The 24,572-nt window shown below is 41.2% G+C and carries 28 protein-coding genes; all 28 read left to right on the forward strand.

Annotated features, from left to right (window positions below; translation table 11 throughout):
* Positions 1-87 precede the first annotated feature (87 nt).
* The 28 genes from hslU to G519_RS0114790 all read left to right on the forward strand — a co-directional run bounded on the left by hslU (position 88) and on the right by G519_RS0114790 (position 24,540).
* The gene (gene hslU, locus G519_RS0114655) at positions 88-1,485 is read left to right on the forward strand and encodes an ATP-dependent protease ATPase subunit HslU (protein ID WP_029195349.1); all 1,398 of its coding nucleotides are present in this window, start codon (positions 88-90) and stop codon (positions 1,483-1,485) included.
* A 41-nt stretch (positions 1,486-1,526) separates the two neighbouring features.
* Entirely contained in the window at positions 1,527-2,312 is a 786-nt protein-coding gene (codY, locus tag G519_RS0114660) for a GTP-sensing pleiotropic transcriptional regulator CodY (protein WP_029195350.1), read from the forward strand.
* 222 nt (positions 2,313-2,534) lie between these two features.
* Positions 2,535-2,942 (forward strand): flagellar basal body rod protein FlgB, encoded by a 408-nt coding sequence (gene flgB, locus G519_RS0114665; RefSeq protein ID WP_029195351.1) that lies wholly within the window; start codon positions 2,535-2,537, stop codon positions 2,940-2,942.
* A 6-nt stretch (positions 2,943-2,948) separates the two neighbouring features.
* Positions 2,949-3,398: a flagellar basal body rod protein FlgC gene (gene flgC / locus G519_RS0114670; RefSeq protein ID WP_029195352.1), complete on the forward strand. Its 450-nt coding sequence runs from the start codon at positions 2,949-2,951 to the stop codon at positions 3,396-3,398.
* Between the two features lie 20 nt (positions 3,399-3,418).
* Entirely contained in the window at positions 3,419-3,727 is a 309-nt protein-coding gene (fliE, locus tag G519_RS0114675) for a flagellar hook-basal body complex protein FliE (protein WP_029195353.1), read from the forward strand.
* Positions 3,728-3,770: 43 nt separating this feature from the next.
* Complete coding sequence (fliF, locus tag G519_RS0114680) at positions 3,771-5,357, forward strand: flagellar basal-body MS-ring/collar protein FliF (protein WP_029195354.1); 1,587 nt, start codon at positions 3,771-3,773, stop codon at positions 5,355-5,357.
* 12 nt (positions 5,358-5,369) lie between these two features.
* Positions 5,370-6,386 (forward strand): flagellar motor switch protein FliG, encoded by a 1,017-nt coding sequence (gene fliG / locus G519_RS0114685; RefSeq protein ID WP_029195355.1) that lies wholly within the window; start codon positions 5,370-5,372, stop codon positions 6,384-6,386.
* A complete protein-coding gene (locus G519_RS0114690) occupies positions 6,379-7,212 on the forward strand; it encodes a FliH/SctL family protein (RefSeq protein ID WP_029195356.1) in 834 nt (277 codons plus the stop codon). Before fliG ends, G519_RS0114690 begins: the two co-directional genes overlap by 8 nt.
* The gene (gene fliI, locus G519_RS0114695; RefSeq protein WP_029195357.1) at positions 7,209-8,534 is read left to right on the forward strand and encodes a flagellar protein export ATPase FliI; all 1,326 of its coding nucleotides are present in this window, start codon (positions 7,209-7,211) and stop codon (positions 8,532-8,534) included. Before G519_RS0114690 ends, fliI begins: the two co-directional genes overlap by 4 nt.
* A gap of 9 nt (positions 8,535-8,543) precedes the next feature.
* Positions 8,544-8,987 (forward strand): flagellar export protein FliJ, encoded by a 444-nt coding sequence (fliJ, locus tag G519_RS0114700; protein WP_029195358.1) that lies wholly within the window; start codon positions 8,544-8,546, stop codon positions 8,985-8,987.
* Positions 8,988-9,011: 24 nt separating this feature from the next.
* Positions 9,012-9,920, forward strand: a complete 909-nt coding sequence (locus G519_RS0114705; protein WP_029195359.1) for a MotE family protein — start codon at positions 9,012-9,014, stop codon at positions 9,918-9,920.
* Positions 9,921-9,952: 32 nt separating this feature from the next.
* The gene (locus G519_RS47465) at positions 9,953-11,386 is read left to right on the forward strand and encodes a flagellar hook-length control protein FliK (protein ID WP_029195360.1); all 1,434 of its coding nucleotides are present in this window, start codon (positions 9,953-9,955) and stop codon (positions 11,384-11,386) included.
* Between the two features lie 35 nt (positions 11,387-11,421).
* A complete protein-coding gene (locus G519_RS0114715; RefSeq protein WP_029195361.1) occupies positions 11,422-11,862 on the forward strand; it encodes a flagellar hook capping FlgD N-terminal domain-containing protein in 441 nt (146 codons plus the stop codon).
* The gene (locus G519_RS0114720; RefSeq protein WP_029195362.1) at positions 11,859-12,245 is read left to right on the forward strand and encodes a TIGR02530 family flagellar biosynthesis protein; all 387 of its coding nucleotides are present in this window, start codon (positions 11,859-11,861) and stop codon (positions 12,243-12,245) included. The genes G519_RS0114715 and G519_RS0114720 overlap by 4 nt, the downstream gene beginning before the upstream one ends.
* An 88-nt stretch (positions 12,246-12,333) precedes the next feature.
* The gene (flgG, locus tag G519_RS0114725) at positions 12,334-13,155 is read left to right on the forward strand and encodes a flagellar basal body rod protein FlgG (RefSeq protein ID WP_029195363.1); all 822 of its coding nucleotides are present in this window, start codon (positions 12,334-12,336) and stop codon (positions 13,153-13,155) included.
* 61 nt (positions 13,156-13,216) lie between these two features.
* A complete protein-coding gene (locus G519_RS0114730) occupies positions 13,217-13,438 on the forward strand; it encodes a flagellar FlbD family protein (RefSeq protein ID WP_029195364.1) in 222 nt (73 codons plus the stop codon).
* On the forward strand, positions 13,439-13,924 hold the full coding sequence (locus G519_RS0114735; protein ID WP_029195365.1) for a flagellar basal body-associated FliL family protein: 486 nt from the start codon (positions 13,439-13,441) through the stop codon (positions 13,922-13,924).
* A 35-nt stretch (positions 13,925-13,959) separates the two neighbouring features.
* Entirely contained in the window at positions 13,960-14,958 is a 999-nt protein-coding gene (gene fliM, locus G519_RS0114740; RefSeq protein ID WP_029195366.1) for a flagellar motor switch protein FliM, read from the forward strand.
* The gene (gene fliY / locus G519_RS0114745) at positions 14,948-16,270 is read left to right on the forward strand and encodes a flagellar motor switch phosphatase FliY (protein WP_029195367.1); all 1,323 of its coding nucleotides are present in this window, start codon (positions 14,948-14,950) and stop codon (positions 16,268-16,270) included. The genes fliM and fliY overlap by 11 nt, the downstream gene beginning before the upstream one ends.
* A gap of 24 nt (positions 16,271-16,294) precedes the next feature.
* Positions 16,295-16,657, forward strand: a complete 363-nt coding sequence (locus G519_RS0114750) for a response regulator (protein WP_029195368.1) — start codon at positions 16,295-16,297, stop codon at positions 16,655-16,657.
* A 48-nt stretch (positions 16,658-16,705) separates the two neighbouring features.
* Positions 16,706-17,335 (forward strand): flagellar biosynthetic protein FliO, encoded by a 630-nt coding sequence (locus G519_RS0114755; RefSeq protein ID WP_029195369.1) that lies wholly within the window; start codon positions 16,706-16,708, stop codon positions 17,333-17,335.
* Positions 17,332-18,105, forward strand: a complete 774-nt coding sequence (fliP, locus tag G519_RS0114760) for a flagellar type III secretion system pore protein FliP (protein ID WP_029195370.1) — start codon at positions 17,332-17,334, stop codon at positions 18,103-18,105. Before G519_RS0114755 ends, fliP begins: the two co-directional genes overlap by 4 nt.
* Before the next feature lie 25 nt (positions 18,106-18,130).
* The gene (gene fliQ / locus G519_RS0114765; protein WP_029195371.1) at positions 18,131-18,400 is read left to right on the forward strand and encodes a flagellar biosynthesis protein FliQ; all 270 of its coding nucleotides are present in this window, start codon (positions 18,131-18,133) and stop codon (positions 18,398-18,400) included.
* Positions 18,401-18,412: 12 nt separating this feature from the next.
* On the forward strand, positions 18,413-19,213 hold the full coding sequence (fliR, locus tag G519_RS0114770; protein WP_029195372.1) for a flagellar biosynthetic protein FliR: 801 nt from the start codon (positions 18,413-18,415) through the stop codon (positions 19,211-19,213).
* 10 nt (positions 19,214-19,223) lie between these two features.
* Positions 19,224-20,318: a flagellar biosynthesis protein FlhB gene (flhB, locus tag G519_RS0114775; RefSeq protein ID WP_029195373.1), complete on the forward strand. Its 1,095-nt coding sequence runs from the start codon at positions 19,224-19,226 to the stop codon at positions 20,316-20,318.
* A gap of 21 nt (positions 20,319-20,339) precedes the next feature.
* On the forward strand, positions 20,340-22,373 hold the full coding sequence (gene flhA, locus G519_RS0114780) for a flagellar biosynthesis protein FlhA (RefSeq protein WP_029195374.1): 2,034 nt from the start codon (positions 20,340-20,342) through the stop codon (positions 22,371-22,373).
* Positions 22,370-23,674 carry a flagellar biosynthesis protein FlhF gene (flhF, locus tag G519_RS0114785; RefSeq protein WP_029195375.1) on the forward strand — a complete coding sequence of 435 codons (1,305 nt, stop codon included), beginning with the start codon at positions 22,370-22,372 and terminating at the stop codon, positions 23,672-23,674. Before flhA ends, flhF begins: the two co-directional genes overlap by 4 nt.
* Positions 23,671-24,540 (forward strand): MinD/ParA family protein, encoded by an 870-nt coding sequence (locus tag G519_RS0114790; protein WP_029195376.1) that lies wholly within the window; start codon positions 23,671-23,673, stop codon positions 24,538-24,540. The genes flhF and G519_RS0114790 overlap by 4 nt, the downstream gene beginning before the upstream one ends.
* Positions 24,541-24,572 lie beyond the last annotated feature (32 nt).

Raw genomic sequence — 24,572 nt, forward strand, 5'->3', positions numbered from 1 at the left:
GCTTACGATGTTAGTTTTGCTAAAGCAAAACTTAGCCAATGCTTACGATGCAAGTTTTCCTACGGAAAACTCTTAGGAGGGTACAAAATGGCAAACAGCTCCCTTACACCTAAACAAATTGTCCAAGAATTGGATCGATACATAGTAGGTCAGAAAAAAGCGAAGAAATCGGTTGCTATTGCTCTGCGAAACCGTTATCGGAGAAACCTTGTGGATGAGGCTATGCGGGATGAAATTGTTCCGAAGAATATTCTCATGATCGGGCCAACTGGCGTTGGAAAGACTGAAATTGCGCGCAGACTAGCTAAATTGGTAGGCGCACCATTTATTAAGATAGAAGCCACCAAATTCACAGAAGTTGGTTATGTTGGACGCGATGTGGAGTCCATGGTTCGAGATCTGATTGAAACTTCCGTACGCATGGTTAAGGCTGAGCGGATGGAAAAGGTGAAAGACCGTGCTGAGAAGCTCGCTAACGAGCGTCTTGTTAACTTGCTGGCGCCAAGTCCAACGCGTTCCAAAACACAGCGTAACCCTCTTGAAATGCTGTTTGGAGGGCAAAACCAACCCGATCAAGAAGAAAGTGCGCCAGATCCCTCACTTGCCGCTAAAAGGGCTCAAATCGCGGAGCAATTGACTAATGGTAAATTAGAGAATGAAGTTGTAGAAATCGAGGTAGAAGATTCTTCTCCTTCGATGATGGATATGTTGGCTGGTCAAGGCAATGAACAAGCTGGAATGAATATGCAAGAGATGTTTGGCAATCTTCTTCCGAAGAAAATGAAGAAGCGTAAGCTGCTTGTAAAAGAAGCTAGGAAAGTGTTAACTCAGGAAGAAGCGCAAAGATTGATTGACATGGACGAAGTGATTCAGGAGTCTGTTAATCGCGCTGAACAATCCGGTATTATTTTTATTGATGAGATCGATAAGATCGCAAGTAATAGCCGCGGCGGCAGCGGACCCGACATCTCTCGCGAAGGTGTTCAGCGTGACATCTTGCCAATTGTAGAGGGATCGACAGTTGTGACCAAATATGGACCCGTGAAGACGGACTATGTTTTATTTATTGGCGCAGGCGCTTTCCATATTGCTAAGCCTTCTGATTTAATTCCTGAGCTTCAGGGAAGGTTCCCGATTCGAGTTGAGTTAAGTAACTTAACCTTAGAAGACTTTGTTTCTATTTTAAAAGAACCCAAAAATGCATTAACAAAACAATATACAGCCTTGTTGCAAACGGAAGGTATAACGGTTGAGTTTGCGGACGAAGCTATTTATGAAATTGCTCGTATCGCTGTTGAAGTTAATCAGAATACAGAGAATATTGGTGCTCGGCGATTACACACTATTTTAGAAAAATTGCTGGAGGATTTATCCTTTGAGGCGCCTGAGATTACATTGGAATCCATTGTCATTAACCCGGAATATGTTCGCGAGAAGCTAAGTGATATTGTTCAAAACCGAGATTTGAGTCAATATATTTTATAATTAAGAACTATCGCAAGGTTAAGTAAGTAGGAGGCAGTTACATGAGTTTATTAAATAAAACAAGAAGGCTAAATCGCTTGCTGCAAAAAGAAGCTGGCAATGCAGTTAGCTTTATGGATATGGCCGAAGTGCTGCGTGATATTGTTATTGCGAATATCTACGTCGTTAGCCGCAAAGGCAAAATTTTAGGATATGCGGTAACGAATGATCCTGTTTCCCCTGAAATGAATCAGACGATATTAATCGAACGCAGATTTCCGATGGAGTCGAACAATTTGCTCTTGAAGATTGAGGAAACATCATCAACTGCTGAACCGGATAGTCCATATTTCTATTACACGGAACAAATGAAAGATATGTTTCCATACACGCATACGACTTTAGTACCAATTATTGGTGGTGGCTCTCGTTTGGGAACACTCATTTTAAGTCGTAGCGAAGGAACTTTCATTGATGATGACTTAGTTCTGGCTGAATATGGATCTACAGTTATAGCGATGGAAATATTAAGAGAACGTGCCGAAGAAATAGAGGAAGAAGCTAGAAGCAAAGCGGTCGTTCAAGTTGCGATCGGTTCCTTATCTTTCAGTGAAATGGAAGCGGTGGAACACATTTTTGAAGAATTGGACGGTAAGGAAGGTCTTTTGGTAGCGAGTAAAATTGCCGATCGGGTAGGTATTACTCGTTCTGTTATTGTTAATGCACTTCGCAAACTGGAAAGTGCCGGAGTTATTGAAACTCGCTCGCTTGGTATGAAGGGTACTTATATCCGTATTTTAAATGAGCAATTAATACAAAGTATTGAGCAATTAAAAACAAAATTGTAGATAAACACATAGAAAAGCCCTGTCTTGTAAAAGATAGGGCTTTTTTCTTATTGTAAGTTATCGTAATATCTTAGATGATAAGAAAGGTTAGCGAATGTTTTACATATTTCTACAATAAGGACCATTTCAAATTATTTTATGAAAATAATGTCGAAATAAGAAGGAATCGATAAATACAATGTTGAAGTATAAGTCAAATATTCTATAGACGGGGGTATCATAATGTCTTTGTTAGACAAACCAAGTTGGAACTTGATGGAGCGATCGCTTGATGCATCGACTCTAAGACAAAAGGTTGTAGCAAACAACGTAGCCAATGCGGATACACCCTTCTTCAAGCGTTCGGATGTCGTGTTCGAAGAACTTTTACAAGGTCAGATGAATTCATCAACACCCTCTATAGAAGGTTATCGGACAGACCCTAGGCATTTCTTAATAGGGAAATCCACAAATCTGCCGAATTCAGAAATAAAAACGGATGAATCGACAGCGATTAACAACAATATGAACAATGTCGATATGGACTATGAAATGTCGTTAATGGCCAAAAACCAACTTAAATACAATGCAATGATTCAGCAAATGAACAGTGAGTTCAAAAAAATGCGCACAGTATTAGGAGGGAAGTAATTTCCAATGAGGTTAACGAATGGATTTGACATCAGTTCATCGGCACTTACTGCTCAGCGATTAAGAATGGATGTTGTCTCTTCTAATATAGCGAATGCGGATACAACACGCGCAAAATTTGTAGATGGGAAATGGGTTCCCTATACAAGAAAGTTAGTTGCTTTTGAAACGAAGTCACAGCCCAGCTTTGCGCAGTCGCTTAAATCAGCAATGGCTGATGGTACTGGTGAAGGTGTAAGGGTAAATAAAATTTTTGAAGATAAGTCACCATTGAAGCAAGTATATAATCCAACTCATCCAGATGCGGATGCGAATGGATTTGTTTATATGCCCAATGTCGATGTGCTTAAAGAAATGGTCGATATGATCTCTGCTACTAGATCTTATGAAGCGAACGTAACTGCTCTTAATGCTAGTAAATCAATGATAACCAAAGCTTTGGAGATTGGTAGATAACCACTACAGGAGGTTGCATCATGATTGACAAAATAAGTTACAGTCCACTAAACATCATGAGTTCCATTCAACCAAAGGATAACTCTGGTGAAGGGGCTGCTGACCTTGGCAAAAGATTCGGTTCGTTCCTGAATGACGCCATCACAAACTTAAACACGCAACAACAGCAAGTGGACAATTTGAATCAGAGTTTCATCAAAGGTGAGCTTTCCGATGTTCATCAACTGACAATAGCCTCTGAGAAAGCATCGCTAGGGCTTGAGTTGACTGTTCAAGTCAGAAACAAAGTCCTTGAAGCATACCAAGAAATGATGAGAATGCAGCTGTGATTGACTTAGAAGCTGCTAAATTTTGGTTCGATGAGGTGACAGAGTGAACGAGAACCTGCTCCAGTACTGGGAAAAGGTGAAGCAATATTGGAATCGTTATAGTAGAACTACGAAAATCACTTTTATAGCGACAGTTATCCTACTGATTCTTACTGCGGCAATAATAAGTATTAATTTATCGAAAACGGAGTATTCACTCGCATTTACGGAATTGCAGCCAAGTGATGCTTCAGCCATCAAGTCATATTTGGATACCGCAAAGATTCCATATCATCTTAGCGCTGATGGTAAAAGTATCGAAGTACCAACTAGCGAAGTAGCAAATGTAAAGCTTGGTGTTGAGTCCCAAGGTTTAAATAAGAATGGCTCTCTAGGCTTTGGTGCATTTAGCAATAGCAGTTCATTTGGCATTACAGACAACGAATTCAAAGTGAAATACTTGAACGCGATACAAGGCGAGCTTCAACAGTTGATTAACTCTAATCAAGCAATCGCCAGTTCGAAAGTTCTCATTTCACTTCCAGAAGAAGGACCTTTCTTACAGCAACAGCAAGAGAAAGCAACGGCATCGGTTGTCGTGCAAACGAAACAGGGTTATACATTAGATCAAGCAAAAGTTGATACGATTTATAATTTAGTATCGCATAGTGTTAAGAATCTCCCTCTAGAGAATATTACGATCTCCGACCAGTATGGACAGAGTCTTATGTCTTCGAAGGTCGGCGGGACTTCATCCACGAGTCTGGTCTCTAGTCAAGCGGATATTAATAACCAGTTCCGAAATGATTTGCAGAAGAATATCAATTCGATGCTGGGTACGATGTTTGGCCGAGACAAAGTGAATGTAAGTGTATTCTCAACAATGAATTTCGATCAAAAGAAAAGCAAAGAACAGCTTGTCAGCGCCCCGAATCAAGTCGATCAAAAAGGGTTAGAGATTTCCTTGCAGGAAGCAAGCGAGTCTTATCAGAACAATGGTGCTGATACAGGTGGAGTACCAGGTACAGGAACTACAGATGTTCCAGGCTATCCAGGGGCGGCCAGCTCAGGCAAGTCAAACTCAGAGAAACATAATAAGACTGTCAATTATGAAGTTAATCGAATTACGAACGATATTATCTCTACGCCTTACGTTGTGAAAGACTTAAGTATTAATGTAGGGATTGAGCCTCCGGTTAAAGATGATCCCAACTCATTGACACCAGAGACCAAGGCTGCGGTGCAAAGTGCGCTGGTAAACATCGTAAGAACTGCTTTAGCGGATAATAAAGTTACATATACTGATGCAGACTTACAGAAAAAAGTTACAGTATTCGCACATTCTTTTGCAAGACCAACGGATACACTCGCTTCGAAAACAACAACTTACTTGACCTATGCAGGTTTAGCTTTAGCGGCGCTTGCAATAGGATTAATTGCTGGGTTCGCAATTAGAAAACGAAGAAAAGCTGCTGCGCAGCAACAGTTGGATCAAGAAATGAATATGGCAGCAGGTAAAGCTGAGCTTCCAACGATTGATATCGAAAATGTTACGAATGAAAATCAAATACGCAAGCAGCTAGAGACTCTTGCCAAGAAGCGACCAGAAGACTTTGTCAATTTGCTTCGTACATGGTTAGTAGACGAATAGGGGGGCACTTGTATGGCCAAAGCTGCTCTGCAAGGGTTAACAGGACGACAAAAGGCAGCCATTCTTTTGATCAGTTTAGGCCCTGAGGTGTCTGCACAAATATTTAAACACTTGCGGGAAGAAGAGATTGAGCAATTAACGCTAGAAATTGCGAATGTTAGAAAAGTAGATTCTTACGAAAAAGAAGCTATTTTATCTGAATTTCATCAGATATGCTTAGCCCAAGAGTTTATTTCTCAAGGTGGTATTTCTTACGCCAAGGATATTTTGGAAAAGGCGTTGGGATCTCAAAAAGCGCTTGATATCATCAATCGTTTAACAGCAACGCTGCAAGTGAGACCTTTCGATTTTGCAAGAAAAGCAGATCCTGCACAAATTCTAAATTTCATTCAAAATGAAAATTCACAGACAATCGCTTTAGTTTTATCTTATTTGCAGGCAGATCAAGCTTCGATCATCTTGTCTTCATTACCACAGGAAAAGCAAGCTGATGTTGCTAAACGTATTGCACTCATGGATAGCACCTCTCCTGAAGTCATTAGTCAGGTAGAACGCGTCCTTGAACAAAAGCTATCTTCAACAGTAACTCAGGATTACACAAATGCTGGTGGTATTGCTTCGATCGTTCAAATTCTGAATGGTGTCGATCGGGGTACAGAGCGTACCATTCTCGATTCCCTTGAAATTCAGGATCCGGAACTTGCGGAAGAAATTAAGAAGCGGATGTTTGTCTTCGAAGATATTGTCAATATCGACAATCGATCAATTCAGCGAATTATTCGCGACATTGAGAATGCGGATTTACAACTTGCCCTTAAAGTTGCAAGCGAAGAAGTTCGCGATGCCTTGTTCAAGAATATGTCCAAACGTATGGCGGATACCTTTAAAGAAGATATGGAATTTATGGGACCTGTGCGTTTACGTGATGTTGAAGAAGCTCAGACCCGCATTGTTGCAACGATTCGCCGCTTAGAAGAATCTGGTGAAATCATCATCGCACGTGGTGGAGGAGATGATATTATTGTCTAATGTCATTAAATCATTTGCTTATTTTCCGTTAGATGATAAAAAAATAGTAGAAACGATTTCTCCGCTTGAATTATTACGTGCCGGTATGTTAACGGATGAAGCAAATCAATTGACTCTTGAACAGCAGCAGGAACTGACAGAAGCTACAAGTATGAAGGAACAGATCCTTCAAGACGCTGAAGCTTTTGCCCACGAACAAATCGATCAGGCGATGCGGGAGTGTGCTGCGCTTCGAGAACAAACGCATGCAGAAATCACGAGTTGGTGGGAGAGCCGCCGTGCTGAAGATGAAGAGCACATCGCGCTATCTAGACAATCGGGATTTGAAGAAGGCTACGAACAAGGGATTGTTCAAACTGAAGATAATCTCAGACAAGAATACGGTGAGATGTTATCAGAGGCTCGAGCCATTTTGGAGCAAGCCTACAAGCTTAAGCAGCAAATCATTCAAGAATCAGAACCTTTCTTAATTGAACTTAGCACTTCCATCGCTGAGAAAGTGATTGGACGTCAGTTAACTTTAAATCCAGAATGGGTCATTGATCTAATTCAGATGGTGCTTTCACGTAGACGAGAAAAAGGAATTATCGCGCTTTGTGTAGCACCTTCACAGTTTGCGTATATCCAAGATGCGCGCGAAGAGTTACTAACTTCCATTGATTCACAAGCGGAGTTGCAAATTATCCCTGACTCTACGGTACAAGACCGTGGCTGTGTGATACGTTCCTCATTTGGAAGTATTGATGCCAGGATTGATACTCAGTTAAAAGAGATAAAGTCGGCGCTAAGACAATTGGCAACTCAAAGTGAGGTATCCGAGTTATGAGAAGCAAGCTGCCAAATGCTGATAAATACAAGGAGCATCTGCATACGATTGATCCGATTCGAGTGAACGGTAAAGTGACGCAAGTCATTGGGCTGACAGTTGAGTCAGAAGGTCCTGATGTGAGCATTGGCGATCTTTGCTATATATATCCGCACAAGTCGAACAAGCCGCTAAAGGCTGAGGTGGTTGGATTTCGCAGCAATAAAGTGGTTCTGATGCCACTAGGTGATTTGGATGCAATAGGTCCTGGATGCGATGTCGTAGGTACTGGAAAGCCGCTTACTGTCCAAGTTGGCCATGAACTGCTTGGTAAGGTATTAGATGGTTTGGGGCAACCCTTAGATGGTTCATTCCTACCCTCTAGAATGGCACAATATTCAACGAATAATGTTCCCGGAAACCCGCTAACACGTCCACGTGTTCTGAATCCAATTTCGGTTGGTGTTCGCTGTATTGATGGCCTATTAACAATTGGTAAGGGTCAGCGTGTTGGTATTTTTGCAGGCTCCGGTGTAGGTAAAAGTACACTTATGGGTATGATTGCTCGTAATACATCCGCTGATGTCAACGTAATTGCTCTTATTGGTGAGCGTGGTAGAGAAGTTCTGGACTTTATCGAAAGAGATTTAGGTCCTGAAGGACTTGCTAGATCCGTTGTGATTGTTGCAACGTCGGATCAACCAGCTTTGATCCGAATCAAAGGTGCTATGATTGCAACTAGTATTGCTGAGTATTTTCGAGATCGCGGCTTAAATGTCATGATGATGATGGATTCAGTCACTCGGTTTGCAATGGCGCAGCGTGAAGTCGGACTTGCTGTTGGAGAACCTCCAGCCACACGTGGTTATACGCCTTCGGTTTTTGCCATGCTTCCTAGGCTTCTAGAGCGTTCAGGTACGGGTCCAAAGGGTTCTATCACCGCTTTTTATACCGTGCTTGTTGATGGGGATGATATGAATGAGCCTATCGCTGATGCTGTGCGAGGTATTTTGGATGGACATATTGTCCTTAATCGCAGCATTGCTAATAAAGGTCATTACCCAGCCATCGATGTTTTATCCAGCGTAAGCCGAGTCATGAAAGAAATTGTTCCTACTGAACACATGGAAGCAGCTGATCAATTGAAGCGACTTCTTTCTATATATAAAGATTCGGAAGATCTTATCAATATAGGGGCATACCAAAAAGGTTCTAACCCAAATATTGATATCGCTATGGATAATATCGAGGCAATATGGGATTTCACGAAGCAAAAAACCTCTGAGAAGTTGACGTTTGAAGAAGCTCAAGAACGTTTGATTCATGAATTTTATAAGGGATGAGGTTCCTGAATGAATTTTCGTTATTCTTTCCAGCAAATTGTTGATTTGAAAAACAATGAACGAACACAGGCAGAGTGGATACTGTCTGAGGCAATGGGGCAACTAAGGAACGAAGAAACGAGCTTGCATGGATTGTTTGAGCAAAAAGATAGCCTTCATAACGAAATGACCCATGTATCTAGCGGTTCGGTATCCATTTCCAAGATGCTGTTAATGCAAAACTACATGAATCATGTTGATCAACAGATCGCACGTAAGCATTTGGATGTGCAGCAAGCACAGCATGTCGTGCTCAAAAAGCAGGAGCATCTTTCGGAAAGAATGATGGATGAGAAAGTATGGTCGAAAGCAAGAGAGAAGGCATACAACCAATTTCAGTCTTTTGTCGCCAAAAAAGAGCAAGAAGCTTTAGATGAGATGGCTACCAACCGTTTCAGACGACTAACGTATTGAGGAAGGCAAAGGAGGGAAGAGGAGATGGCCGATACAAGCATAGAGGGTGCATCTTATAGTGCACTGGAACGATTTCTGATATGGTTTGTCATCCCCTTTGTGTTTACGGCAGTTTTGCTCTTCGTGCTGTTGTCAATTTTTGATTATGATATCAAGAGCAGTATTCAGAAGGCGCTGCACAATACACCAGTCATTGGGACAATCGTCCCTGCTCCAAAAGAAAAAGCAGTAGTTACGAGTGATGGTAAAGCACCGACTTCTGAGCAAAGCATCAAGGTTAAAGATGAAGAGATTACGAAACTAAACGCAAGAATTGCTGAACTTCAAACGGCATTGCAGAAAGCAGATTCGACTACCGAGCAGAAGGATGCTTCACTGAAGGATGCCCAGACGAAGTTAACCGACTTGGAAGAGAAGCTGAAGAATAAAACACAAACCGAAGAAGAATACAACAATCAAATTACTCAACTTGCGAATATGTATGCAAAAATGAATCCAAGTAAAGCAGCCCCAATCATTGAAGCATTGACTCCTAAAGAGATGGTTCTAGTGTTTTCAATGATGAAAGCAGATAGTCGTGGAGCTATTCTTGAGAAAATGACCCCTGCTAAAGCGGCTGAGGCTTCCATTGGGGTTAAGGATGTTGTTCCTGTTCGTGATAAACAAATTGCTGCCTTGCAAGAGAGATTGGCAACGAATGGAGCGGCGAAAACCGTAACATCTGTGAGTAAAACAGATTTAGGGCAAACTTTTGCCAACATGACGCCAAAAAGTGCTTCCAATGTTCTTCTGGAAATGAACAAGTCTAACCCTGATAAAGTATTAGCTATTCTCAGTGGGATGGATAACGCTTCTCGTTCTAAAGTTATGACTTCATTGTCAGACGCAAATAAAGAAATTGCAGCATCAATTTCAGCAAAACTTGTTCAGTAATGTCATTGATTTCACGAAGGGAGGTGAAAAAAATGGACGTACAAATGCCAACAGTACCTACTGTAAACAACGCAGTTTCAACAGCGACTGGTAAAGCGAGTACGACTGAAACGGCAACCAAAGATACTTCTTTTAATCAAGTATTAGATGGTCAAATTGTACAAGAGAATGCTTCTGGTGATGCCAATGCTTCCGATCCAGCTCTTTCTCTGAACATGCTGCTTCAAATGCTTCAAAGCTTGGTAATGCCCCTTCAAGGCGCCGCTGTACAGCAGGTTGAACAAGGAAAGGGAGATCAACCTCTACCAGAAATGCTTTTGGAAGCAATGAACAGTAATCCTAAGTTAGCTGAACAATTATTACAAGATCAGAACGTGAAGAAGTGGTTCGAAGATGCTCAGCAGTTGTTAAGCACACTTGGTGATGCACAATCTAACGCAGCTTTTACACTTCCCAATGGTTTGAATCTTCAGCCAGCAGATACATTTAATTTACAGGCCCAGAATACTTTGCTTACTCTGACAACTTTGACTAAACAGCTGCCTGACAACCCTATTTTGAAGTTTTTGAACCAGGACTTGCTTAGTACAATTGAGCCTTTGCTTCCAGAGTTAATGGCGACATTGAAGGGACCAACATCTGAAGCAGTAACGAAAGCTCCCAAGTCTACGGAAGGTTTGGTAAATGAGAGTAAGAGTGATACCGCAACTGTTAACAGAGGAAGTCATGTTAAAAAGGCAAATAAGCTAGGTATTGAGCAGAAGCTTGATGATTCATTTACACTCGTGCAACCAACAAAGTCAAAGCTTGAGCTTTTGGCAATTAAGAATGTACTTCACGCACCAGTTGTTGAGACTACTACAGCGTCCGAAGAATCAGTCATAGCCCTTGTTGATTTGCCGACTGAAGAAGCTCCAGCAACGAATTCCATCGTTACGATTGGTGATCTGCAAAAAGCGCAACAGGCTGCTATTCCAGTTGATAAAGCGCCAACAGCAACAATCAATGCAGCGAATTTTACTGAAGAAATGACAGAGCATGTGTTGAAGAACATGAAGATAACGATGGCTGGCGGATTTTCTGAAGCTAAACTATCTTTATTCCCCAAAAATCTCGGTCATATTGATGTGAGAATATCGATGCAGGATGGACAACTGATCGCTCAATTTGCAGCTGATTCCTTAGCTGGTAAGCAGATGCTGGAAAGTCAGCTTCCGCAGTTAAGACAAGCTCTTCAAACACAAGGTTTGCAAGTTGAGAAACTTGAGGTCACTCAAAATCAAAACATGCAATCCAGTATGTTCCAAGATCAGCGTCAACAGCAAACATTTAGTCAATCTCAGCGTCAAAGTAAAAATGCTTCAGGCAACTACGATGATGATTCAATTGAATTTAATCAAGAAATACAAAATGTGACTCAAATTCGAACAACAGTTAATGGTAACTCCTTCGATGTTATTGCCTAAAAGGCAATCTATGTGAAGCAGTTGGAGGTGAAAGTGTGGCTACAAGCCCCATAGTCGGTAATGTGTCGGATATTATTAATTCTGGCAAAAATGCGAAAAGCAAAGATAAAAATAATACGTTAGGAAAAGATGATTTCCTAAAAATCTTGATTACACAACTTCAAAATCAAGATCCGACGCAGCCTTTACAAGATAAAGAGTTTATTGCACAAATGGCGCAATTCACATCCGTAGAACAACTAACCAATATGGCTGGAGAAATGAAGCTAATGCGTCAATCCCTTGGTTTTGTTTCAGGCTTAATCGGTAAATCAATCACATGGACGGAGATTGACTCTTCTGGGGCATCGGTTGAAAAGTCTGGTGTTGTTGATTCCATCTCATTTAAAGACGGAAATCAATACGCCAATGTGAAGGGAGTTGAAATTTCTCTAGACAAGCTCAAGAAAATTGAGAATGTTGGAGAAACGAAATGACAGAGAGAATATCCATAGGGCAGCTTTATCCTAATGCGGTTTCTCCAGCGTCTACGAGACGAACGCCTGTACAGCAACCGGCATCCAATTCCGGTATTCCAACTTTTCAGAAACTTCTTCAGGAGCAATTTGTTCGTTTCAGTCATCATGCAGAGGTTAGACTGAAAGAGAGAGACATTCAATTAAAGCCAGAGCAATTGGATAAGCTTAACCAAGCAATCGACAAGGCTGCTGCTAAAGGTGCTAAGGATGCACTTATGATTTTAGGTGGAAATGCTTTAATTGTTAATGTTCCTAACCGAACTGTTGTGACAGCGCTTGATGGAAACGCAATGAATGAACATGTTTTCACGCAAATAGATAGTGCCATTATTATTTCTTAACCATCAGGCTCGACCGTGCAGGAAGCCTGGGGCTGTGGAGCGATTGAAGCAGCTCATTTTATTTATATCCGATTAGGAGGCCTATTAGATGTTAAGATCTTTGTACTCAGGCGTTTCAGGTATGCGTGGTTTTCAAACGAAATTGGATGTAATTGGTAATAATATCGCGAACGTAAATACTATCGGATTCAAAGGCAGCCGCGTTATGTTTAAAGATATTCTTAGTCAAACTGTTGCAGGTGTTAGTGCAGCTGATGCGAACCGCGGTGGTGTGAATGCTCAACAAGTTGGGTTAGGTGTAAGTATGGCTGCAATTGATACTATACATACGGCTGGTAGTGCGATGACGACGAATGTCGTAACCGATTTGCGTATTAATGGTGATGGATTTTTTGCAGTGGGAAATACCGATCAGGTTGACGCACCATATTTGACAAGATCAGGTAACTTTACTTTAGATGCTTCCAAAAACCTAGTAAATGCAGAAGGACTGCATGTTATGGGTGCTGATGGTGGCGGTCCGATTGTGCTTCCTGATGACATTGTTTCATTCTCGATTGCACAAAACGGTGATATCATTGGTGTTAATACTTCGGGAGCAACCGTTACGACAGGACAGAAAGTTGGCGTCGTGAAAGTCGTTAATCCTTCAGGTCTTGAGAAAATTGGCGGGAATTTGTATCGAATGACTGCAAATGCAAACCCAGATGGTGCAATTGCAGTTGGGGCAGCGGGTGACCCTACAACAGGTACAGGAACTCTTATCTCGGGCCAACTGGAGATGTCCAATGTTGACTTAACTGGTGAATTCACGGAAATGATTATCGCTCAACGTGGTTTCCAAGCGAATTCTCGGATTATCACGACTTCAGATGAAGTACTTCAAGAAGTTGTTAATCTCAAACATTAATCTTAAGTTGATGTGAAAAAGGGGAGCTAGTCTCCCCTTATCCTGATACAGGAGGAGAAGCATGATTTCTCTCACTCGTTTAAACGGTAAAGCCATCATCCTGAATGCCATACTGATCGAACTTATTGAAGAGACTCCTGACACAATGATCACATTGACAACAGGTAAGAAAATCACAGTACTCGAAAAGGCAGAGGTTGTGGTAAGCTTAGTGCGGACCTACATGCAGGAGATTGGCTCAGTTCGAGCGACAATAAAGTCCAGGGATGCGGAGGGTTCGTAAGTGTTTAAGAACAAAATTTTCATACTCATTGTCTCCATTCTAATTGCGATTACTCTGATTTTGACGGCTGCCTTTGTTTTGTGGAACTTTATGGAGAAAAATAATCAATCCAAGGACCCTGCTGTACAAGCTCAGGAAGCAGTTGCAAGTGTGAAGCCAACGAAAGCACCATCGGCTGAGGCTGTAAAGGCAAACACTGCTATTATTAAAGATATTTTGACCAACTTATCTGGAAGTCAGAATTTCATTAAAATCAGCTTCGCTTTTGAGCTAGAGAACTCCAAGACGAAAACGGAATTTGATAGTTTGCTTGACTCTGCGGTTAAAGGCACAATTGTACAAGCTTTAGGGGATTTGACAAAGGAACAAATTGAAGGTAGTAAAGGTTCAGATGGTTTAACTTCTACGTTAATGAACAAGCTAAACCCTTTGCTACATGAGGGTAAAATCAAGCAAATTTGGATAACCGATAAAGTACTACAATAACTCGCTTTTGATTTTGCTTAAAGGAGGTGACTCGAATGGTTGATGTTCTGTCGCAAAATGAGATCGATGCCTTGCTAGCTGCTTTGTCCTCAGGCGAAATGGATGCGGATGAACTTAAAAAAGAGGAAACGCAGAAGAAGGTAAGGGCTTATGACTTTAAGAGAGCAGTGCGTTTCTCAAAGGATCATATTCGGAGCTTAACCCGGATTCACGAAAACTTTGCACGATTTTTAACAACGTATTTTTCTGCTCAGCTTCGTACGTTCGTACAAATTAGTGTAGTCCAGGTTGAACAACTGCCCTACGACGAATTTATTCGTTCGATCCCGAAAATGACCATTTTGAACATCTTTGAAGCGGAGCCTTTAGAGGGTCGAATGGTGCTTGAGGTTCATCCCAATGTCGCATTTGCTATGTTGGATCGCTTATTAGGCGGTGCGGGTACGACCCCAACCAAAATTAATGCTTTAACAGAGATTGAAACGATTGTCATGGAACGCATTTTTAGCAGAGCATTCGATAGTTTACAAGAGGCATGGAAGACTGTCATTGATATTCAACCTCGTTTAGAGGCCCTTGAAACAAATCCGCAGTTCATGCAGATTGTTTCACCTAATGAAACGATTGCGCTAATATCACTTAGCACCAAAATCGGTGATACAACAGGGATGATCAACTTGTGTATCCCTCATGTGGTCATCGAACCCATTATGCCTCGACTTTCTGTGCATCATTGGTTTGTCTCCCAGAAGAAGACGAGAGCACCTGAAGAAGTAGAAGCACTTCAATCCCGCTTGGAAAAAACCAAGCTGCCACTCATTGCAGAATTGGGATCGTCTGAAATTTCCATACGTGATTTCCTTGGCTTAACGGCTGGCGATGTAATCCCGCTGCATAAATCCGTCGAAGATTCGCTTCAAGTCAAAGTGGGCGAGAAGCTGAAATATCTCGGAAGCCCCGGAACCTTAAAAGGGAAGATGGCTGTACAAATTACAGAAATCGTAAACGAAGGAGAAGAAGATTATGACGAATAACAGAGATTATTTGTCCCAGGAAGAGATCGATGCTTTGTTGAGACAGTCATCGGACGATAGTTCAGCCTCTTCTTATAACGGGCCTCCTAAAGTTGAAGACTATTTATCTCCCCTAGAACAGGATGCACTTGGTGAAATTGGTAATATCACTTTCGGCAGTGCAGCCACAGCGCTTTCGACATTGCTTGGAATGAAAGTTGATATTACGACACCAAAGGTTTCTATTATTGGTAAAGAAGAATTAGAAGAGCAGTTTCCGAGACCTCATGTAGCTGTTCATGTGAATTATGTTGATGGTTTTGATGGTATTAATCTACTTGTCATTAAAACACGTGATGCACAGGTCATTGCTGACTTGATGATGGGCGGCGATGGCACCGGTGGTGATGAAAATCTTAGTGAAATTCATATCAGCGCTGTTCAAGAAGCTATGAATCAGATGATGGGATCTTCGGCTACGTCCATGTCTACCATCTTTAATCGATTTGTCAATATCTCTCCTCCAGGTATCGACATATTAAATTTGTCGAAAGGAGAAGGAAAACTACCCGATGAGGACGTATTTATAAAGATATCGTTCCGACTAACCATTGGCGATCTTATTGATTCTAACATCATGCAATTACTACCTGTTCCATTCGCCAAAGAAATGGTATCGATTCTTATGGGTGGTGATTCTGACTCTTCAATGGAGGCAGCACCAACGGCTCAAGCGCCTGCTCCTGCAGCACAGTCACCAGTACCTACACAGGAAGCTCATACGGCGCCTCCAGCAGCTCCAAGTCCCGTTTACGAGCAGCCTATGTACCAACAACAGCAGCCAATGTATGAACAACCGATGTATCAACAGCAGCCAATGTATGAACAACCGATGTATCAACAGCCACCAATGGGGCAGCCGATGTATCCTCCACAACAGCCCATGTACCCGCCACAGCAACCCATGTATCAGCAGCCTCCGGCAGCTTATGGTGGGATGCCGAATCGTAATATTAATGTTCAACCCGTGCAATTTGGGAATTTACAATCAGGTTCGTTGGGACAGGCTGATGATACAAACCTTAATTTACTACTGGATATACCTCTTAAGGTGACTGTAGAATTAGGCAGAACGCACAAGGTGATTAAAGACATCTTAGAACTTTCCCAGGGATCGATCATTGAATTGGATAAGCTGGCAGGTGAGCCTGTAGATATCTTAGTAAATAATAAGTTGATTGCCAAAGGCGAAGTTGTCGTCATCGATGAAAATTTTGGGGTTCGTGTAACTGACATTGTTAACCAGTGGGAACGAATTCAAAAGTTACAATAATTTAAATTTAGGGGGATTTTACTCATGGCTAACCGTATTCTTATTGTTGATGATGCTGCATTTATGAGAATGATGATTCGTGATATTTTATCTAAAAATGGTTATGAGGTTTGTGGCGAAGCGAATGATGGTGCTCAAGCTATCGAGAAATACAAGGAATTGAAACCTGATTTAATTACTATGGATATTACGATGCCTGAGATGGACGGCATTCAAGCATTGAAAGAAATCAAAAAAATTGAACCTACTGCAAAAGTCATTATGTGTTCCGCTATGGGGCAGCAAGCCATGGTTATTGATGCGATTCAAGCAGGGGCAAAAGACTTTATCGTGAAACCATTTCAAGCAGACCGTGTTATCGAAGCGATTAAAAAGACTCTAGGTTAAACCGTCAATGTTCGGTTGAGTCTTACATAAACCGAAAGGGTTGTTACTATGAGAAGACTCCTATCGAAACGACTGATTACTGCCATATTAAGTATAGTCGCAATGTTATATACCCAATCCATAAGTTTTGCTGAAACAGAGCCAGGACAAGGTCTTCCAACATCGGAATTTCCGACGACCGACCCATTTAGTTCATTTGGCATGATCGTTAAGGTCATTTTCTTTCTCGTATTAATTATTCTCTTATTCTTTGTACTTATGAAATACATAGCTAAGAAAAACAAAGGTTCTTTGTTCGGGAACTCAATACGTTCTTTAGGTGGGGTTCCCCTCGGACAAAATAAATCGATTCAGATTGTTGAAATTGGTCATTCGCTCTTCGTGGTTGGCGTCGGTGAGAACATTCAGTTGTTGGATAAGATCAATGACGCCGATGAAGTTGCGTATATTTCGGAACTGCTAACTTCATCCCAGGATGATGGCGTGGGCTTTGGTGCAGTAAGTAAGTGGTTAAGCAAGCTTCCTGTTAGGAAGAAAGAGATCGAGGAAGAAGTAGAAATCACTTCATCCTTTCAACAAGTATTTCATGATAGGCTGCAGCGAGTATCAAACCGTAATAAAGATGCTCACGAATGGCTTTCTGATCAAAAACATAAAGATCGGTTGAATGATGAATGAAAAGAAATAAATTAGTTCTTACGCTTCTGATTGTCATGATTTCAGTGTTCCTCTTATCACTGACAGCTTCTGCTGCTGAAACAGATCCAAACAATCCGATCCCTGGGTTAAATGTGAATATTGGGACTAGCGGCACTGCCGGTGGATCTTCTAACACAGTAACCTTATTGCTCTTATTAACTGTATTAAGTCTTGCACCATCTTTTCTAATTTTAATGACAAGTTTCACAAGAATTGTCATCGTGCTTGGTTTCGTTCGAACTTCACTTGGAACCCAGCAGATGCCGCCTAATCAGGTTTTAATCGGACTAGCTCTGTTTTTAACCTTTTTTATTATGTCTCCAACCTTGGGAGAGGTTAATCAGACAGCTCTGCAGCCTTATTTGAAGGGTGAAATGAATCAGACCCAGGCGTTTGAGAAAGCATCGTTACCAATGAAGAAGTTTATGTTCAAGCATACACGTCAGAAGGATCTAAAGTTGTTCTTAGACTACACCAAAGCTAAGGCACCTACAGGCGTAGAAGATATACCGATTACTTCATTAGTTCCGGCATACGCAATAAGTGAACTGAAATCAGCTTTCCAGATGGGATTCATGATTTTCATCCCGTTTCTGGTCATAGATATGGTTGTATCCAGTACCTTAATGGCAATGGGAATGATGATGTTACCGCCTGTTATGATTTCACTTCCTTTTAAAATTCTACTTTTCATACTTGTAGATGGTTGGTATCTTGTGGTGAGATCATTACTCCTAAGCTATGGTTAAGGATCAAGATATCGGAGGTTTCTAAATGGGTTCGGAATTTGTAATACGGATTGCTGGTGAGGCTGTTTATACCGTGCTTAAAGCAAGTGCACCCATGCTTATTATTGGTCTTGTCGTTGGTCTCATCATTAGTATTTTTCAAGCAACGACGCAGATTCAAGAACAAACCTTAGCGTTTGTTCCCAAAATTGTTGCGGTTTTGCTGTCTATCTTAATATTTGGACCTTGGATCATGAATACGCTGGTTGACTTTACCTTTAATTTACTCAACAACCTTTACAAATTCGTTGGATAGGTTGTGAGCGATATGACATACTTTTTTCAAGTTATTCCTATCTTTCTGCTTATTTTTTGTCGAATTACATCGTTCTTTGTCGTTGTTCCAATTCTCTCCTCAAGAAATGTTCCGATGATGTTCAAAATCGGTCTTTCTGTATTCATCTCGTTAATCATTTTTGCGACTATGGGGTTGGATAAACCCATTCCCATGGATGGTGAATACATTCTATTGATTATTCGTGAAATGCTTGTTGGCGTTTTACTTGGTTTTCTCGCTTATATCTTTTTTACAGTTGTCCAGACTGCCGGTTCTTTTATGGATATGCAAATCGGTTTCAGTATGGCGAGTGTAATTGATCCTCTAACAGGGGTCTCAAGCCCAATGTTAGGCAACCTTAAGTATATGATCGCCGTGCTGCTTTTTCTTTCATTTGATGGGCACCATTATTTGATTAGAGCGATTATTGACAGCTACCGCTGGATACCGCTGGACAATCAACTGTTTGCACGTATCTATGATGGACAAATTTCGAATTTCTTGTTTCAATCGCTATCTAAAATGTTTTATCTCTCGTTTCAACTCGCTGCTCCTATAATAGCAGCCCTTTTTTTGACAGATTTGGGCTTAGGACTCTTAACGAGGGTTGCTCCGCAATTCAATATTTTCGTGATCGGCGCACCTTTGAAAATGATACTTGGCTTTTTTCTGCTAGTCATTCTTTTCCCAGAATTAATCTCACAATTCCAAAATTTATTTGCAACCATTTTTGATTACATGGAGAAGTTGCTTCAACTGATTAGCGGCACACAGCAACCATCACCTAAGTAGGAGGTAAGCCGTGTCCCAAACATTTCGTTTGCAGCTAGATTTACAATGGTTTGCTGGGGAAAAGACGGAACCTGCAACAGCAAAGAAAAGGCAAGATGCTCGTAAAAAGGGTCAAGTTGCGAAGAGTATGGATTTACCTGCGGCATTTATTTTACTTTTTTCATTTCTATCGTTCCTCATGTTCGGTAGTTATATGAAAGAGAAGATAGTTAACATTTTTCGCAACGTCTACGAGAATCAACTGACGATGGACATTACAGCCGCAAACGTTCAGGTATTATTCGTAAATTTAGTCCAACAAGGTTTAATCATTTTGGCTCCTATTTTCATCCTTGTTGTTTTAATAGCTTTTATTGGAAATTATGCACAAATTGGTTTTATGTTCATTGGCGATCCTCTCATGATGAAATTTAACAAGATCAACCCGATCGAGGGTTTCAAACGGATTTTTTCGCTACGAACCGTCATGGATTTTCTTAAATCAACAATGAAGATGTTAATTATCGGGTATGTCGTTTACACGACATTAATGGGTGAAAAAGCTAAGCTGCTAGGCCTTGGCCATGCTCCGTTGGAAAGTACATTTTCATTTATTGCTTCAGTCACGCTATCACTAGGGATCAAAATTGGCGCGATTTTAATAGTCCTTGCCATTTTTGATTTCATTTATCAAAAGTATGAATACGAGAAAAGTCTCAAAATGTCCAAACAGGATATTAAAGATGAGTATAAGAAGAGTGAAGGGGATCCACTTATCAAAGGAAAGATCCGCGCGAAGCAGCGCCAGATGGCCATGCAGCGCATGATGCAAGAGGTTCCCAAAGCAGATGTTATTATTACCAATCCAACCCACTTTGCGGTAGCTTTGAAATATGATTCGAACAATATGCAAGCCCCGACAGTTATAGCTAAGGGCGCGGATTATGTTGCTTTAAAAATTAAAGAAGTTGCGAAGAAAAACGGAATTATGACAATGGAAAATAAACCGCTTGCTCGAGCGATCTTTGCACAGGTGGAAATTGGTGACTCCATTCCCGCTGAGCTGTTCCAGGCTGTCGCAGAAGTATTGGCTTATGTATATAAGGTGAAGGGCAAAACGAACTAACGAGGAGGGGGGTACAATCAAATGAAGATCAAGGATTTATTGGTTCTTATAGGCATTATCGGTATTGTATTAATGATGATTGTACCGGTTCCAATCCCTTTGCTGGATTTTCTATTAATTATTAATATATCGATTGCCTTAATGATTATTTTGGTTGCTATGAATACAAAAGAAGCGCTTCAGTTCTCAATCTTCCCTTCTTTACTCCTGATTACGACATTGTTTCGTTTGGCGTTAAACGTATCAACTACGCGGAACATTTTGTCGCATGCAGAAGCAGGCGACGTGGTCAGAACTTTTGGTTCTTTCGTCGCTCAAGGAAATATCGTCGTGGGATTCGTCGTGTTTCTCATCCTTGTCTTGGTACAATTCATCGTAATTACCAAAGGTTCTGAGCGCGTTGCCGAGGTTGCAGCGAGATTTACACTCGATGCGATGCCTGGAAAACAAATGAGTATTGACGCAGATTTGAATGCAGGCTTGATCAACGAGGTCCAAGCTCGTGAACGTAGGCAAAAGATTGAAAGAGAAGCTGATTTCTATGGAGCAATGGATGGGGCAAGTAAGTTTGTTAAAGGGGATGCCATAGCCGGCATCATCATCCTCGTCATCAATTTGATTGGTGGCTTTATTATTGGGATGACGATGAAAGGGATGTCTTTTTCTAAAGCACTTGAAACATTCTCGATCCTAACTATTGGTGATGGACTCGTCAGCCAAATTCCTGCTCTGTTGATTTCAACGGCTGCGGGTATTATCGTTACACGGGCATCATCAGAAGGAAATTTAGGTCACGATATCACCAAACAGTTAACCGGTCAACCTAAGCTTCTTTATATAGTTGCTGGTACTCTTGTGGTGCTTGGCTTATTCACACCAATTCATTGGTTCACGACGTTCCCAATTGCTGGTTTGTTAATTTACGCAGCTTTTAGAATGCAAAAGAATTTGGATCGCGAAGCGATCAAAGAAGAACAATTGGTCGAGGAGCAGCAAATTGAGGAAGTACGGAGCCCTGAAAGTGTTATTTCCTTGTTACAAGTCGATCCTATTGAATTTGAATTTGGTTATGGATTAATCCCTCTTGCTGATACTCAACAAGGTGGAGATTTACTGGATCGAATCATTTTGATTCGCAGGCAGTGTGCACTTGAACTTGGGGTTGTTGTACCCGTTATTCGCATCCGTGACAATATTCAACTAAGGCCGAATGAGTATATCATCAAAATAAAAGGCAATACCGTTGCACGCGGCGAACTACTTCTTAATCACTACTTAGCCATGAGTCCTGGCATTGATGATGACTCAATTGCAGGTATAGAAACGACCGAGCCAGCCTTTGGATTGCCCGCTATATGGATAGATGAAGTGACCAAAGAAAGAGCGGAGCTATCTGGCTACACTGTTGTTGATCCGCCTTCGGTAGTGGCGACACACTTAACAGAAATTATTAAGAAACATACACATGAACTTCTGGGTCGTCAAGAAACTAAAGCACTTATTGAGAATGTTCGCGAGTCTTATCCAGCACTTGTCGATGATCTTATTCCTTCCGTATTATCGGTTGGGGATGTTCAGAAGGTATTGGCTAAGTTACTGCGTGAGAAAATTTCTGTACGTGACTTGGTAACGATTTTGGAAACTCTTGCTGATTATGGCTCCTACACAAAAGATCCAGAAATACTAACTGAATATGTAAGACAATCATTGTCTAGACAAATAACTCAACAGTTTACATCTTTAGGTGATTCCCTAAAAGTCATTACGGTTGGCCCTTCTGTGGAAAAGAAAATTGCCGATTCTGTTCAGCAATCAGATCAAGGGAGTTACTTAGCACTTGACCCATCCTCTTCCCAAATTATTTATCATCGCGTCAGCGAGCAAGTTTCTAAATTGATTCAATCTGGACAACAGCCGGTTATTTTAACCTCACCAACGATTCGGATGTATTTAAGACAACTGCTTGAGAGAACTTTACAAGATATACCTGTATTATCCTATAGCGAATTAGAGCCTAGCGTTGAAATTCAGAGTATGGGGGTAGTCAATTTATGAGAGTAAAAAGATACGTTGTCGATTCCATGCCGGACGCTTTGCAAAAAATTCGCACGGATTTAGGCAAGGATGCTGTAATTCTCAATACCAAGGAAATTCGCACAGGGGGTTTTCTTGGTCTATTCGGCAAGAAAAAGATTGAAGTTATCGCTGCAATTGATGGAGCAAACACGAATTCAGGAGGGGCTGCTCAACGTTTTGCACCGCAACCTCAGCCTCAACAGCAGAAAGTAATGAGTCAAGAGCAACCTGCAAGAATCCAATCGCATTACTCTGATTTTCCTGATGTTCCAGATGTGATTGCGCCTGTTTCAGCCAAAAAAGAACTCGTTACTGTTAGCACAAGCGTTGAGACACAAAAGAGCTTTGCTTCACAGCAGTCCTACTCACCGGTTTCGGTAAATGCACCTAATAGAGTCATTCTCAAGGATGAGCACCTCATGGAGGAGCTCAAACAAATGAAGGAAATGATGAGAAAGCTTACTCATGCGTCAGAGGAGACAAATCTTCCTGAACCTATACAAAAGATTGAACACCGGTTAATTGAACAAGAAGTTGATCCTGCGTTAGTCCGTCAAATTATGGATGAAGTTGTGGCCGATTTTCAACTTGCCGATGAGCCTGTCACCGATGAGTCAGCTCTTCAAGTCGTGCGAACCAAGCTGGGGCAAGTCCTTCAGTCTGACCGCAGTAAACAAATCTCACCGCAAACACGCGTGGTACATTTCGTAGGTCCAACTGGCGTTGGAAAAACGACAACCATAGCAAAGTTAGCAGCGGAACAAGTGTTGAAGTATCAGCGTAAGGTTGGTTTTATTACATCAGACACATATCGAATTGCGGCAATTGAGCAGTTAAAAACTTATGGAACAATCTTGAATGTACCCCTTGAAGTTGTTTTCTCACCGCAGGATTTAGCGAAAGCATTCCATAATCTAGCAGAATGTGATGTTATTTTTATGGATACGGCTGGACGCAATTTTCGAAATGAGATGTATGTTTCGGAGCTTAACTCTCTGCTGAAGACACAAGGAAATAGTGAGACGATTCTGGTTTTGAGCTTAACAACCAAATATCGAGACATGAGAGCGATCACGAACAATTTTAATAAATTTAAGCTAGACAAAGTATTGTTCACCAAAATGGATGAAACGGACTCCTATGGTGCAATTGTAAATGTTGTTCACGAGTTCTCACTGCAGCTTTCGTATGTTACGAACGGTCAAAGCGTACCCGATGATATTACGGAAATGAATGAGTGGCAAATCATCGATTTGTTATTGGAGGAACCTAGAGCATGAAGGATCAAGCAGAAGGGTTGCGGAACCTGGTACAGATACAGAATGACAAAGGCACAAAAGCAACCAGGATTATTACCGTAACTAGCGGAAAGGGAGGCGTTGGTAAATCAAATTTTACGCTAAACTTTGCTTTAACGCTTCAGTCCAAAGGTTATAAGGTTCTTGTCTTTGATGCTGATATTGGGCTTGCCAACATTGATGTGCTGATGGGGATTTCCTCCAAATACAATTTATATCACTTGTTAAAAAAGGAAAAAACGATCTGGGAAATCATCCAGAAAGGCTACAATGATTTAGATTTCATAGCAGGTGGATCTGGCTTTAATGATTTACTTCGCTTAACCGATGAAGAACTCAACTACTTTGCCGAGCAAGTCATGCAACTCAATGGGTATGTTGATTTTATCATTTTTGACACAGGAGCCGGATTATCCAAAGAAACACTGAAATTTATTCTTGCCGCTGAAGAAGCATTTGTTGTCACAACGCCTGAGCCTACTTCCATAACTGATGCTTATGCCATTATAAAAATGGTTAGCTCAATGGGACATGATGTTTCTTTCAAACTGGTGATTAACCGAGTAACCGATGCAAAGGAAGGCAAGCACACGGCCGATAAAATTTCTTTAGTTGCTAAACAATTCTTGGATATCCAAATCCCTACATTAGGATTCGTTGATGATGACGTGGCTGTATCTAAGGCGGTTAAAAAGCAGATACCTTTTACAGTTGCTTTTCCGAATTCAGCTGCATCTCGTAGTCTTCAATTATTAGTTGATAATTATATGAATGGTTATCGAGTAATCGACACACCTACATCCGGTGTCAAGGGCTTTTTAAATAAAATGATGAAACTTTTAAAATAGGATTTTCGCAAATCGTGTCGAATATGCTCATA

Origin of the sequence: Paenibacillus alginolyticus DSM 5050 = NBRC 15375 (genome assembly GCF_000422905.1) — a bacterium.
GTDB lineage: Bacteria > Bacillota > Bacilli > Paenibacillales > NBRC-103111 > Paenibacillus_E > Paenibacillus_E alginolyticus.

Excerpts from the sequence above, each read along its gene's own strand:
- codY (WP_029195350.1), top strand. The coding sequence starts at position 1,527 with ATGAGTTTATTAAATAAAACAAGAAGGCTAAATCGCTTGCTGCAAAAA.
- fliJ (WP_029195358.1), top strand. The coding sequence starts at position 8,544 with ATGAATTTTCGTTATTCTTTCCAGCAAATTGTTGATTTGAAAAACAAT.
- fliI (WP_029195357.1), top strand. The coding sequence starts at position 7,209 with ATGAGAAGCAAGCTGCCAAATGCTGATAAATACAAGGAGCATCTGCAT.
- fliQ (WP_029195371.1), top strand. The coding sequence starts at position 18,131 with ATGGGTTCGGAATTTGTAATACGGATTGCTGGTGAGGCTGTTTATACC.
- fliE (WP_029195353.1), top strand. The coding sequence starts at position 3,419 with ATGATTGACAAAATAAGTTACAGTCCACTAAACATCATGAGTTCCATT.
- G519_RS0114730 (WP_029195364.1), top strand. The coding sequence starts at position 13,217 with ATGATTTCTCTCACTCGTTTAAACGGTAAAGCCATCATCCTGAATGCC.
- fliM (WP_029195366.1), top strand. The coding sequence starts at position 13,960 with ATGGTTGATGTTCTGTCGCAAAATGAGATCGATGCCTTGCTAGCTGCT.
- fliY (WP_029195367.1), top strand. The coding sequence starts at position 14,948 with ATGACGAATAACAGAGATTATTTGTCCCAGGAAGAGATCGATGCTTTG.
- flgB (WP_029195351.1), top strand. The coding sequence starts at position 2,535 with ATGTCTTTGTTAGACAAACCAAGTTGGAACTTGATGGAGCGATCGCTT.
- flhF (WP_029195375.1), top strand. The coding sequence starts at position 22,370 with ATGAGAGTAAAAAGATACGTTGTCGATTCCATGCCGGACGCTTTGCAA.
- G519_RS0114720 (WP_029195362.1), top strand. The coding sequence starts at position 11,859 with ATGACAGAGAGAATATCCATAGGGCAGCTTTATCCTAATGCGGTTTCT.
- fliG (WP_029195355.1), top strand. The coding sequence starts at position 5,370 with ATGGCCAAAGCTGCTCTGCAAGGGTTAACAGGACGACAAAAGGCAGCC.
- fliR (WP_029195372.1), top strand. The coding sequence starts at position 18,413 with ATGACATACTTTTTTCAAGTTATTCCTATCTTTCTGCTTATTTTTTGT.
- flhA (WP_029195374.1), top strand. The coding sequence starts at position 20,340 with ATGAAGATCAAGGATTTATTGGTTCTTATAGGCATTATCGGTATTGTA.
- G519_RS0114705 (WP_029195359.1), top strand. The coding sequence starts at position 9,012 with ATGGCCGATACAAGCATAGAGGGTGCATCTTATAGTGCACTGGAACGA.
- flgG (WP_029195363.1), top strand. The coding sequence starts at position 12,334 with ATGTTAAGATCTTTGTACTCAGGCGTTTCAGGTATGCGTGGTTTTCAA.
- fliP (WP_029195370.1), top strand. The coding sequence starts at position 17,332 with ATGAAAAGAAATAAATTAGTTCTTACGCTTCTGATTGTCATGATTTCA.
- G519_RS47465 (WP_029195360.1), top strand. The coding sequence starts at position 9,953 with ATGGACGTACAAATGCCAACAGTACCTACTGTAAACAACGCAGTTTCA.
- G519_RS0114755 (WP_029195369.1), top strand. The coding sequence starts at position 16,706 with ATGAGAAGACTCCTATCGAAACGACTGATTACTGCCATATTAAGTATA.
- flgC (WP_029195352.1), top strand. The coding sequence starts at position 2,949 with ATGAGGTTAACGAATGGATTTGACATCAGTTCATCGGCACTTACTGCT.
- G519_RS0114790 (WP_029195376.1), top strand. The coding sequence starts at position 23,671 with ATGAAGGATCAAGCAGAAGGGTTGCGGAACCTGGTACAGATACAGAAT.
- hslU (WP_029195349.1), top strand. The coding sequence starts at position 88 with ATGGCAAACAGCTCCCTTACACCTAAACAAATTGTCCAAGAATTGGAT.
- G519_RS0114750 (WP_029195368.1), top strand. The coding sequence starts at position 16,295 with ATGGCTAACCGTATTCTTATTGTTGATGATGCTGCATTTATGAGAATG.